The sequence below is a fragment of the Fulvivirga lutea genome (genome assembly GCF_017068455.1).
Lineage (GTDB): Bacteria > Bacteroidota > Bacteroidia > Cytophagales > Cyclobacteriaceae > Fulvivirga > Fulvivirga lutea.
This window is the reverse complement of record NZ_CP070608.1, coordinates 99,812-111,153: the sequence shown is the minus strand read 5'-3', so window position 1 is coordinate 111,153 and position 11,342 is coordinate 99,812. Positions and strand designations below refer to the sequence as shown.

Genomic DNA, 11,342 nt, shown 5'->3' with positions numbered 1-11,342 from the left:
ATAGTTTTAACCACAGAGCAAACAGAGTTACACAGAGAAAATCCTCTACGGTTCTCTACGTTCTCTGTGGTTATTAAAAATCACTCCAACCTTTTATGAAAATACAATTCATGCTCAGGTAATACTTCCGGGTGAAAAATCTTTATCAAATCTGCCAGAATCAAATCAGGTCTTAAATAACCCAATTCCAAAAACTCACTACCACCTTTAGCACCTTTGCGCCAATTGTTTGTATAAACTTCTCCAGTTTTAAAAGCTGAAAAATTAGCGTAACGAACATCGGCTTTTTTAATTGACTCAAGTGTTTCAAAACTTGCAACGCCAATCCAAAAGGTGGCTTCATTCGCCTTTTCGTAAACGGATTCAAAACTTAACTCTAAAAATCCTCTGGTAGAATCGGAAGACCACAGATAATCACCACCTGCATCTTCAATTAATTTAGCAGCATAATTATCACCTCCGGGTAAATACCATGTGTCGCCATACACTATTCCTGATAATACGGTGGGCCTTTGGTTTTGCCGAGCAACTATCTTTTGATAATTACGATAATTTTCTTCTATAACCTTGAAAACGGAGTCGGCCCTATCCTCTTTGTTGTAAAAAGCAGCTACAAACTTTATCCATTCAGATCTTCCTAAAGGATGTTCTTCAAGGTACTCGGCATTCATTACTGTAGAGATTCCTAGTTGACTTATCTTGTCAAATTGACCTAAATCACCATTGATCGAATAGCCCATTACCATATCGGGATTGAGTTCTACCAAACGTTCAATATTCATTTCTTTATCAACCCCCAATTCTGTTACTTGACCATTTTCAATTCTTTCACGCATTTTCTCTGAGCTGATGTAATCGGTAGTAGGAAAACCCACTAATGAATTTGTTTCACCCAGGTAATCTAAAAAAGGAATGTGGGTGGTGGAGGTACAAACAATGGATTGGATTGGTGTTTTGATAATTTTAAGTGATTGCAATTCTTGCGGAAGCGATTCAGGATCATCAGATAAAATATACTCTAGTCCGTTATCGGCATTCATAAAAGGTTTTTGAACAATCACTTTTTTATATCCTTCGTAGTATTCTACATCAAATCCTGTTGCATAGCTAAGTTCCAGGCTTTTAGAAGCATAAATCTCTTTTGTCTCCTTTTTTTGCTCTGTTTGTGAGCAGGAAGCTGTTAGAATTAATAGTATTAATAAAACTAATTTGTTCATGTGTAATTGTTCAAAAACGAATAAACAATATTAAACAAATTGGAAGGAGCTTATAAAATCTTTTCTACCTTTGTGTTGATTATTGGTTGCTGATGGGCTTTACAACCTATCAGGATTAAAAGGGAATCCGGTGTCCTCCTTCATTAAAACTTTGGAGGACTTGAGTCCGGAGCTGTCCCCGCAACTGTAAACTCTTTTCAGAGCTTGCTGACAATCAAAAACCACTGTTCTTGCCGTAAACGTGAGGATGGGAAGGTACAGCAAGTAGAGTAAGCCAGGAGACCTGCCATAGTCATTTTTTTATCAGAGCTTTCGGGAGAAAAGTGATGAGTAAAATGTGTTTGCCTGGCAATCCATATTATTCAATTTCTTTACCAAAAAGCTCATAGTTAAACTAAATAAAGCTATGAGAAAACTACTATTTATTGTGCTGGCCGCAGCTCCAGCTTATCTTTTTGCACAGGAGATAAAACAAGATACTGTGCTCAATGAGGTCATTATTTCAGGAAACAGAATGGCCAAAGAAGTATTTACTACAAGCAGAAGTGCCAGAGTTATTACCAGTTCAGAAATTGAGAAAAGTGCTTATAATACGGTAGGCGAACTACTTTCAAATGAAACCTCAATTTATGTGGTTGGTTCTGGTCAAAATCCTGGTAGCAACCAGTCTTTATTTATGCGCGGTAGCAACAGCAACCATGTAAACGTATTAATTGACGGTGTTAAGATTACAGACCCATCATCACCCAATGGAGCAATTGATTTTTCAGAAATTTCTGTAGCCAATATAGAACGAATTGAGATCATAAAGGGGTCTCACGGGGCATTATACGGCACAGGAGGCATTGGTGGGGTTATCAATATCATTACAAAAAAGGCGCAAGAAGGATTGGCCGGCAATGCGTCACTACAAGTGGGATCGCTTGGTGGAGGAGGAGTAGCAACAAATCAAAACCTCTATGTGAATTACGGCAAAAAGGGTTTTTATGTGAATGGATCTGTATTTAATTCAAACATAAATGGGATCAATGCTGCTCAGGATACTTCAACTGCTGATACTTTTAAAAAGCCGGATGAAGATGACTTTAGAAAGACAGATTACTCTATAAAAGCAGGCTATAAAAATAATGTAGTTGATATATCCATTGGCTACAAAAAAGCAGATCAGAGAGCTGATATTGATGATGGAGCGTTTGCCGATGATGATAATTATAAATTGGACTTTGATCGGGATTTATATCAATACGGTATCAATTATCAATTGAATGAGAAATTAAGTGCATCCTTCAACGGTGGGTACAGCGAATCAACACGTTTATCACTAGATGATTCTTCATTGGTGGCACCCAATGTTTACGACCAAACTTTTGTAAGCAGCGAAACGGATGGACTCCTAAACACTAATGAAGTTCAGCTAACATATCAGGGTATTGGATCATTTTCAGCAATTCTTGGCGCTGGGATGTACAAGGAAGAAATGGATTTACTAACCTATTTTTATAGTAATGGGCCATTTGGTGTTTTTGAGCAAACTACGGATTACGATTCGGTAGACATGTCATTAGAATCTAAATACGCCTTTGCCAGCATCAATTATCATATTGGCGAGTCAGTTGAATTTTTGAATAACCTATATATTACCTCAAGCGTGAGGTACACAGATTTATCAAATGGTTCTGATAACTGGAGTTTTGATTTTAGCCCTTCTTATCAACTGAATAATTCTTTGATTTATCTATCCTATTCACAAGGCTTCAATCAACCATCGCTAACTCAGCTTTATTCTCCAAACGGGGTATTTAATTTTACAACCAGAGGCAATGAAAATCTAAATCCTGAAACTTCCAGAACGTATGAAGTAGGAGTAAAACATAAATTGACAACGAAAGGGTTTCTTACTGCTTCGGCATTTAGAACCACGGTAAAAAATGCGATTGAATATGTTTACCTATGGAATGCTAACACACCAATCTCTAATTTATCGTTTGGAGATTATTTAGGAGATACGTATATCAATATTGCTGAGCAGAACATTTTAGGATTGGAGTTGGAGGCCGAGTACAATATAGCTAATACCCTAAAATTACGAGCGGGCGGTACGTGGTTGGAAACAGAAATGGTGAGTAGCGATGAAGATTTGGATGTAGGTTATACCGGTAATAATCATGTTCAACTATATTCAAACGGTGTTTTTTTATCTTCAGAAGACCAAGACTCGGAATTAGTAAGAAGGCCTACCAGACAAATTTTTGGAGCAGTTGAATACAATCCAAAAAACAAATTCTCCACGCAATTAACAGCAAATTTCATAAACAGTAGGCCAGATGTAGTTTACGATCCATCATTAGGGCCATTTGGTGCTTTGGGCACCTCGGAGGTGGATGATTATCTGTTGTTTGATCTATCTGGCACTTACCAATTAAAAGAAAACATGACTCTTACAGGGCGTATCGAAAATTTGTTGGATGAAGATTATTTTGAGATTAATGGTTTTAATTCTCGTGGTAGAAGCTTTTATATTAAATTGAGCTATAATTTTTAGTTTCAATGGATATTGAAGAAAGAATAGAAAAATCCAAGACCTCTGTATTCAAAGCGGTTTTCCCCAATACTACGAATCATTACGATACCTTATTCGGAGGAACTGCTTTGCAATTGATGGATGAGGTTGCTTTTATTACTGCCACTCGCTTTACAAGAAAGCGGGTGGTTACGGTATCATCTGATAAAGTAGACTTTGCGCATCCAATACCTGCAGGTACATTGGTAGAGCTTATGGGCGCTGTCATACATGTGGGCAATACCAGTTTAAAAGTGCAGGTTGATATCTTTATTGAGCAGATGTATACTGATGAAAGAAAGAGAGCTATACAAGGAGAATTTACTTTTGTTGCCATAGATGAAAACAAAAAGCCAGTTTCTGTCTTATAGTAAAGTGAGTAAGAAAAAGAAGCCTACAGGAAAGCCATTGTATTATATTGAAAATGGCTTATATGTTTTTACAGAGGAGTATCATTTGCAAAGAGGGTATTGCTGTAAAAGCGGATGCAGGCATTGCCCTTATGGCTACAAAAAGTAGCTACAATTCATATTTAATTATCTACACTTCATTTCAAAAAACCATCAGTTGATTGAAATCAGCTTATTTCATTCTGTTTTATGACGTTCCTTTGATTACACTTTAAACCCGCATGTCATGAAAAAATTATTCACTCTAGTTTTAATAAGCGCAGCTTTCGCTGTAAGTGCACAAAATTATGAAGCTCCTAAAGAGGGAGTTAACCTTGTAGTTGATAATCCACAAGTAGTACTTGAGAAAGGATCATCTTATGATTTTGAAATTTTAATGGTAAGATCGGTAAGAGCCAAGCGTGCTAAGTTCGAAGCTCCAAGAGTTGTAGGGCCTAAAGCAATTGAATTCAGTGTTGAACAATCAGCAGAGAATTCCGATCTTTATACAGTAAGTGTGAATACAGCCAATGTGGAAGCTGGTAAATACTATTACTTAGTAGCTGCAAAGGGCAAAGGAATTCACAAAGCCAAAGGTTTGAGCATGAGCTTTGAAGTAACCGATGGCAATTCGGTAGCATCAACCAACTAAAATATGCCCAAATACCTCTTCAGGTTCTTAACAGCTGTTTTCGTATTCTTTTTCTTTAAGCTTACGAAAGCAGCTAATTTAGAAGAGGCATTACACTGGCATCAGGCTTCAACCAATTATATGATTTATACCGTAGCAGTAGTAATGCTGTTATGGGAAATATTGGATTACGCAGTAAACCATTTCTATAAGCGCGTAAATACCAAGCAACTTGAATTCAGGCCTTCGGTTATCTTTTTTAAAAGCGCAATGGTGTGTATTCCTTGCGTTTTTCTTTTTTCATACATCTTCAATTTTCATGTCATTTATTGGATCCCCGATGAATGCTGTACTGAAAACCCGCATTTTTTAAGTGACGCAGCAACTGGCTATGTCATGGGCCTTTTGATTATCTACTACCAACTTACCAAGCTTACTACTAAAGAAACTGTTAAAAACGCTCGTGAAAAAGAGGTGATTCAAAAAGAGCTATTGGCGGCAAAGTACGAAGGCCTTAAGAATCAGGTAAATCCGCATTTCTTGTTCAATAGCTTTAGCACATTGGCTTCATTGGTGGAGACTCATCCTAAATTAGCAGTAGAGTTTATCGATAAGCTTTCTGATTTATATCGCTATGTGTTGGAGCATGATACTGACAACCTAGTATCGCTACAAAAAGAGCTCGATTTTTTAAATGATTATATCTTCCTATTAAAAATTAGGCACCAGGATGGCATCAGAATTATTAATAATATGACGCTGCCGCTTGATAGGGTGAAAATTCCTTCTTTGTCACTTCAAACCCTGGTTGAAAATGCAGTGAAACACAATGCTTTTTCTGCTGATGAACCATTGGATATTGAAATCAGCAATGAAGATGACAGCTACATCACGATTAAGAACCCCCGAAAGCCCAAATCCAACCCTTTGGCAACCACAAAAATTGGACTGAAAAATCTCTCTAACCGTATTCAACTCACACTAAAAAAAGAGCTCGAAATTCGCGAAGATGATGGTAACTTTGTTGTGAAACTACCTATCAATTTGACTTGAATAAAACAGCTGTAATAGTAGAAGATGAAAAACACACCGCTGAGCGTTTAAGCGGCCTTATTTCTGATCTCACTTCAATAAATGTTGTTGCACATATTTCATCCGTAAAGGCTGCCATGCAATGGTTTGGGCAGAATGAACTGCCCGATGTTATATTTCTTGATATTCATTTAGGTGATGGAACCGGTTTCGATGTACTTGAATTTGTGGAAGGCTATCCTTACATCATTTTCACTACTGCCTATGATCAATATACCTTAGATGCCTTTCAATATAACAGTGTGGATTATCTATTAAAGCCCATAAAACCTAAGGAGCTGGCCAAGGCCATTCTAAAAATTGATAAAATACAACCACAGTCTTACGGCATGGCTGTTGATAAAGCCAGAAATCAGTTAGAGAAGAAATACAAAGGCCGATTTTTGTTTAAAGTAGGCTCTAAATACCAGCAGGTGCTGGCAAAGGATATTGCCTATTTCTATAGTAATGATGGGCTTAATTATGCCCGAAAAACTACAGGTGAAAATTTTGTTACAGATTGTACCATGGATGAACTGGAACAGGTGCTAGATCCTACTGACTTTTTCAGATGCAATAGAGGAATGATTATAAGAGCTGATAATATCAAAGAAATCCATACCTATTTTAATGGTCGGTTGCTGTTGGACTGCCAGCCGAAATTTGAATATGATGAGGTGCTGGTGAGTAGAGAAAAGGTGAAGGACTTTAAGAATTGGTTGGATGGGTAAGAAGCCCAAAATCCATATCAGCTGGTCAGGAGGGAAGGATTCTGCTCTGGCGCTTCATAAAATCCAACAATCTGATAAATATGAGATCGTTGGGTTGCATACAGTCATTGAAGAAGACTCAGGACGTGTGGGTATTCACAATATCAAAGAAGAATTCATAGCTGCTCAGGCTGAAGAGTTAGGTCTACCTCTCACCAAACTTTATTTAAAAAAGAAACCCATGGCTTATGATAAGTTGATGGTGGAGTATTACCAAAGCTTAAAAGCTGAGGGCATTGATTACGTCATGTTTGGAGATATTTTCCTAGAGGATCTCAAAGATTTTCGCGAATCATTAATGCGGAAAAGTGGAATGAGGGGTCTATATCCTCTTTGGAAAAAAGATTCAGAAAAGCTCATTTATGAATTCCTAAGTGAGGGTTTTAAAACAAAACTCTGTGCGGTAGATGCCAAATTTATTGATGCCCAATGGGTAGGTAAAGCACTAGATTCGGCCTTCATAATGGAACATTCGAATATTGATCCTTGTGGTGAAAATGGTGAATATCACAGTTTTGTGGTAGATGGACCCATATTTAAAAATCAGATACCATTAAAAGTAACTGATAAATATGAGCACGATTTCACTTTTAAGGTGAAAAATAAAAAAGGAGAAGAAGAGGTGATTAATGATAAATTCTACTTTGCTGAATTCGAGTTATCTTGAAGTAACTTTCTGGCAGCAGATTGGGGTGTAATCTTACCATCAGCCACTTTTTGCTTCAATAATTCCAGCTGATCTACAACCTTGGGACTATTATAGAAATTAATCAGGAGCCCTTGTCTAATGGCTTCGTTCATCCAATCTACATTCTGAACTTTTCGCTGTTGATCGAAATAGCCATTGGTTTTTAATTTGGCCTTATATTCTTCAATCATTTCCCAAATCGAATCAAGGCCCATTTTATCTACAGCCGAGCAGATGAGTACTTTAGGATACCAACCCGATTCTGAAGGAGGGAATAGATGCAGAGCATTCTGATACTCGTTTTTGGCTTGCTTACTTTGCTTTACATTTTCACCATCAGCTTTGGTAATGGCAATACCATCCGCCATTTCCATAATACCTTTTTTAATGCCCTGAAGTTCATCTCCGGCACCTGCGAGCATCAGTAGTAAAAAGAAATCTACCATACCTTTTACGGCTGTTTCAGATTGCCCAACGCCTACAGTTTCAATCAAAATCACATCAAAACCTGCAGCTTCACACAGCAACATGGTCTCTCTGGTTTTATTGGCAACGCCACCCAAAGAGGTGCCAGTGGGCGAAGGACGTATAAAGGCATTTGGATGATGCGCTAGTTTCTCCATACGTGTTTTATCACCTAAAATGCTGCCACTTGTTTTTTGGCTACTAGGGTCAATGGCTAAAACAGCCACTTTATGGCCCTGCTCGCATAAATAAGAACCAAATGACTCAATAAAAGTACTTTTTCCAACACCCGGTACACCGGTAATACCAATTCGAATAGATTTACCCGTTTTTGGCAGTATTGCATTCAAGACTTCCTCACTCAATTCACGATCAGAAAGTAAAGCACTTTCAATAAGCGTAATAGCACGACTTAGTGTTATGGTATCTCCACCTAAAACACCATTAATAAGTTCCTCTTTTGATAGACGCTTACGCATTTTAGCCATGCTCGAAAATAAAACAACTAACACAATTAAGTCAGCTATTCGTAATTTTTTATAATAATCACTATCTTGAACGCTGCATTTAATTAAGGCATTATGGCGAAGCAAAAAATCAAAGGAAGTATTTGGGTAGACAGTCTCTTTGCAACGGTATTTATTTACCTGTTTATGTATGTCATTTCGAACATTTCTGCATTTAAAATATTTGATGCCTTTGATTCCATCGGTCAGGCTTTGGAAGATATGGAGATGACGGATATCGCCTTCTCCCAGTTGAGAGAACCACTGCCTCCTGATACTTCAATTGTATTGGTAAATTTTGGCCCGTTAGACCGCCAGGGAATTGCCGATCAGCTCAAAATTATTGATAAGTACAAGCCCAAAGTAATAGGCATAGATAGTTTTTTTAAAGGCTATGGTTATGGCGGTACGGCTGAAGACACGTTAAAAACTTTATATCTCACTGAGGTACTTAACAATATTCAAGCGGAATTGGTGATGGTAGCGAAGGTGGAACAAACAGATTCATTGGCAGAAAAGTATGCTGGTGAGGAAATGTATGACTATTTATATTTATCTGACTCCATGTTCATTAAAAATGCGCATGCGGCAATTGCCAATCTGGATACGGATGCTGAGTTTCAAGATGATATTAAGATTTGCAGGAAGTTTCCACCTAAAAGAGAGGTGTTAGGAACAGGTGAAGAGTACCTTGCATTCGCAGCAAAAATGGCTGAATTATATGACCCATCAAGTACAAAACCTTTGTTAGAAAGAGATAAAGATTTTGAAATTATCAACTACCGGGGCGATTTCGTTAACTTCTTTGACCAAAGCCGTTTTTCAACTCGCTTCTATGCGCTGGATTGGTATCAGGTGTTGCAAGAAGATTTTGTGCCTGAAATAATTGAAGGAAAAATCGTTCTGTTTGGATACTTAGGTGAAGAATTTGGAGCAGCACAATGGGAGGATAAGTTTTTCACTCCTCTAAATACTAAAATAGCCGGTCGAGCCAATCCCGATATGTTTGGTCCTGTGATTCACGCCAATATCACGTCCATGATTTTAAATAGAGATTATGTAGATTCCTTAACTGAAACTCAGGAGATCGTGCTAGGGGTAATTTTGTGTTACCTGAACGTACTACTTTTCTCATTCATCTACAGAAATATGGGAGTGTGGTATGATGGTGCCACCAAACTAATTCAGGTGATAGAAGTAATGCTCATTCTATTTATTATTATTCAACTTTTTGCTACGGTAAGTTTTAAACTTGAAATATCGATAGGGTTATTCGCAGTAGCGTTGGCAGGTGATTTGCTAGAGGTGTATTACGGTGTTGTAAGAAACGCTGTGATGAAGCTAATGGATAGGGTATCTAAAAGAAAAAGAAAGGCGCCTGTAGTGAGTGAATAGCGAAAGATTTTATTTTACCTAGATTTAAAGTAATTTTAACCTTCAGTAAGATGTGCATGTAAGTTTTTTCAATAATTTTAACAAAAATTTATCAACCCCGCTTACCATTAACTTTTCTGCGGTATACATGTATAAGTTGATTAAAAAATATTATTGATTATTAAAAAAGTTAAATAATTAAGTTATGAAAAGGATTTTAGCAGTTGTATTGGCTCTTTTTGTTGCAGGAACTGTAGCATCGGCACAGAGCTATACGTTTAAAGTGTTGGCTAACAAAGGAAATAACAAAGTGAAGTCGGGTGCTGATTGGGAGTCGTTAAAAACGGGTGCTTCTTTAAATTCTACCGATGAATTGGAAGTATCTAGCGATGCTTATTTAGGATTGGTACACTCAAGCGGAAAAACATTAGAGCTAAAAGAGGCTGGCGTACACAAGGTTTCTGATTTGGCTTCAAGAATAAATACTGGTGGATCAAGCGTTGCCAGTAAATATGCTGATTTCGTTCTTTCAAAAATGTCTGCTGAAGGCAAGAAGAACAGATTAAGTGCTACAGGAGCTGTTCACAGAGGTAGCAATGATGCAATTAAAGTATTTATGCCTAGCTCGGTAGGTGTTTTCAACGATAAAGCCATTGTAAGATGGGATTCTCTTGAGAATGCAAGCACTTATATGGTAACTCTGAAAAATATGTTTGATGATGTATTACTATCAATAGAAACAAATGATCCTAACGTTGAAATAGATCTGACTAATGATAAAATTGCGAAAGAGAATGTAATTCTTCTTTCTGTGGCTAACAAAGCTGATGAGTCTGTTAAGTCTGGAACTTATGCAATGAAGAAATTGCCTTCTGCTGATGCGGAGAAAGTAAAAGCTTCTCTTAACTCATTAATGAGTGATGTTAATCAGGAGTCTGCGTTGAACAAGTACATTTTAGCAGGCTTTTATGAAGAAAATAATCTTCTGGTAGATGCTATGACGAGCTACGAAGAAGCTATGAAACTAGCGCCTGAAGTAAATAGTTACAGAGAAGCTTACATTGACTTCCTATTGAGAAATAGATTAGGAGGAGAGTAAGAGCTAAAATCAATAATATGAAATAAAAAAGGCTGCATTTGCAGCCTTTTTTATTTAGTCAATTTTAATGGTTTTTTTCTCCAGTTTCTTCTCATTTATAGGAAGTTCTACTTTAAGAATACCATTTAAATAGGCAGCCTTAATTTTTTCTTTATCTATGCTGTCACCAATTTTGAATGATCTTTTGAACTTGCCAAAGTTGGATTCTACTCTTGTGTAATTCGTACTTTCGTTGCGTTTACGCTCTCCTGAGATTGTTAAAGTGTCTTCATTCATGTTAATCTCAAAATCTGATTTCTCCAGACCTGGTGCCGCAACATGTAGTTCAAAGCTTTTGTCATTCTTAACAAAGTCTACAGCTGGCTCGAAATAATTTTCATTCCCGTTGTTAATGGCATTTTCCAATATGCTTCCAAATGTTGATGGAATGAAGTCGTTCAGTGGGTTGTATTTTACAATTTTCATAGTCTTATCGTTTTTGATAATCAATTAGTAAAAATTATACCATCAGTAAACGGAACTGTATAAAACTAAAAAATAATGACAAAATGACTTATTTAGAGTTAAATTGT

Annotated in this window: 12 protein-coding genes and 1 riboswitch; of the genes, 9 read left to right on the top strand and 3 right to left on the bottom strand. The window is 37.1% G+C overall.

The window, feature by feature from the left end; genetic code table 11:
- Positions 1-80: 80 nt before the first annotated feature.
- Complete coding sequence (locus JR347_RS00545) at positions 81-1,217, bottom strand: ABC transporter substrate-binding protein (protein ID WP_205722119.1); 1,137 nt, start codon at positions 1,215-1,217, stop codon at positions 81-83.
- A gap of 65 nt (positions 1,218-1,282) precedes the next feature.
- Positions 1,283-1,522, top strand: a riboswitch (cobalamin riboswitch).
- 101 nt (positions 1,523-1,623) lie between these two features.
- On the opposite strand from JR347_RS00545, the gene JR347_RS00540 reads away from it, so the two are divergent.
- The 7 genes from JR347_RS00540 to JR347_RS00510 all read left to right on the top strand — a co-directional run bounded on the left by JR347_RS00540 (position 1,624) and on the right by JR347_RS00510 (position 7,305).
- Positions 1,624-3,759: a TonB-dependent receptor plug domain-containing protein gene (locus JR347_RS00540; RefSeq protein WP_205722118.1), complete on the top strand. Its 2,136-nt coding sequence runs from the start codon at positions 1,624-1,626 to the stop codon at positions 3,757-3,759.
- A gap of 5 nt (positions 3,760-3,764) precedes the next feature.
- Positions 3,765-4,148: an acyl-CoA thioesterase gene (locus tag JR347_RS00535; protein ID WP_205722117.1), complete on the top strand. Its 384-nt coding sequence runs from the start codon at positions 3,765-3,767 to the stop codon at positions 4,146-4,148.
- The gene (locus JR347_RS00530; protein ID WP_205722116.1) at positions 4,117-4,296 is read left to right on the top strand and encodes a DUF5522 domain-containing protein; all 180 of its coding nucleotides are present in this window, start codon (positions 4,117-4,119) and stop codon (positions 4,294-4,296) included. The genes JR347_RS00535 and JR347_RS00530 overlap by 32 nt, the downstream gene beginning before the upstream one ends.
- A gap of 117 nt (positions 4,297-4,413) precedes the next feature.
- The gene (locus JR347_RS00525; protein ID WP_205722115.1) at positions 4,414-4,818 is read left to right on the top strand and encodes a hypothetical protein; all 405 of its coding nucleotides are present in this window, start codon (positions 4,414-4,416) and stop codon (positions 4,816-4,818) included.
- Positions 4,819-4,821: 3 nt separating this feature from the next.
- On the top strand, positions 4,822-5,850 hold the full coding sequence (locus JR347_RS00520; protein WP_205722114.1) for a sensor histidine kinase: 1,029 nt from the start codon (positions 4,822-4,824) through the stop codon (positions 5,848-5,850).
- Positions 5,847-6,599 carry a LytR/AlgR family response regulator transcription factor gene (locus JR347_RS00515; RefSeq protein WP_205722113.1) on the top strand — a complete coding sequence of 251 codons (753 nt, stop codon included), beginning with the start codon at positions 5,847-5,849 and terminating at the stop codon, positions 6,597-6,599. Before JR347_RS00520 ends, JR347_RS00515 begins: the two co-directional genes overlap by 4 nt.
- A complete protein-coding gene (locus JR347_RS00510) occupies positions 6,592-7,305 on the top strand; it encodes a Dph6-related ATP pyrophosphatase (RefSeq protein ID WP_205722112.1) in 714 nt (237 codons plus the stop codon). Before JR347_RS00515 ends, JR347_RS00510 begins: the two co-directional genes overlap by 8 nt.
- On the opposite strand, the gene meaB is transcribed toward JR347_RS00510, so the two are convergent.
- Complete coding sequence (meaB, locus tag JR347_RS00505) at positions 7,278-8,270, bottom strand: methylmalonyl Co-A mutase-associated GTPase MeaB (protein ID WP_205723797.1); 993 nt, start codon at positions 8,268-8,270, stop codon at positions 7,278-7,280. The genes JR347_RS00510 and meaB overlap by 28 nt on opposite strands.
- Before the next feature lie 102 nt (positions 8,271-8,372).
- Between meaB and JR347_RS00500 the strand changes: the two genes are divergently transcribed.
- A complete protein-coding gene (locus tag JR347_RS00500) occupies positions 8,373-9,692 on the top strand; it encodes a CHASE2 domain-containing protein (protein WP_205722111.1) in 1,320 nt (439 codons plus the stop codon).
- A 184-nt stretch (positions 9,693-9,876) separates the two neighbouring features.
- Complete coding sequence (locus JR347_RS00495) at positions 9,877-10,770, top strand: hypothetical protein (RefSeq protein WP_205722110.1); 894 nt, start codon at positions 9,877-9,879, stop codon at positions 10,768-10,770.
- Positions 10,771-10,824: 54 nt separating this feature from the next.
- Here the strand turns inward: JR347_RS00495 and JR347_RS00490 are convergent, their stop codons facing one another.
- Complete coding sequence (locus JR347_RS00490) at positions 10,825-11,235, bottom strand: Hsp20/alpha crystallin family protein (RefSeq protein WP_205722109.1); 411 nt, start codon at positions 11,233-11,235, stop codon at positions 10,825-10,827.
- Positions 11,236-11,342 lie beyond the last annotated feature (107 nt).

Coding starts and splice junctions, on each gene's coding strand:
- JR347_RS00545 (WP_205722119.1), bottom strand. CDS start 1,217: ATGAACAAATTAGTTTTATTAATACTATTAATTCTAACAGCTTCCTGC.
- JR347_RS00500 (WP_205722111.1), top strand. CDS start 8,373: ATGGCGAAGCAAAAAATCAAAGGAAGTATTTGGGTAGACAGTCTCTTT.
- JR347_RS00510 (WP_205722112.1), top strand. CDS start 6,592: ATGGGTAAGAAGCCCAAAATCCATATCAGCTGGTCAGGAGGGAAGGAT.
- JR347_RS00530 (WP_205722116.1), top strand. CDS start 4,117: ATGAAAACAAAAAGCCAGTTTCTGTCTTATAGTAAAGTGAGTAAGAAA.
- JR347_RS00525 (WP_205722115.1), top strand. CDS start 4,414: ATGAAAAAATTATTCACTCTAGTTTTAATAAGCGCAGCTTTCGCTGTA.
- JR347_RS00540 (WP_205722118.1), top strand. CDS start 1,624: ATGAGAAAACTACTATTTATTGTGCTGGCCGCAGCTCCAGCTTATCTT.
- JR347_RS00495 (WP_205722110.1), top strand. CDS start 9,877: ATGAAAAGGATTTTAGCAGTTGTATTGGCTCTTTTTGTTGCAGGAACT.
- JR347_RS00490 (WP_205722109.1), bottom strand. CDS start 11,235: ATGAAAATTGTAAAATACAACCCACTGAACGACTTCATTCCATCAACA.
- JR347_RS00535 (WP_205722117.1), top strand. CDS start 3,765: ATGGATATTGAAGAAAGAATAGAAAAATCCAAGACCTCTGTATTCAAA.
- JR347_RS00520 (WP_205722114.1), top strand. CDS start 4,822: ATGCCCAAATACCTCTTCAGGTTCTTAACAGCTGTTTTCGTATTCTTT.
- meaB (WP_205723797.1), bottom strand. CDS start 8,270: ATGCGTAAGCGTCTATCAAAAGAGGAACTTATTAATGGTGTTTTAGGT.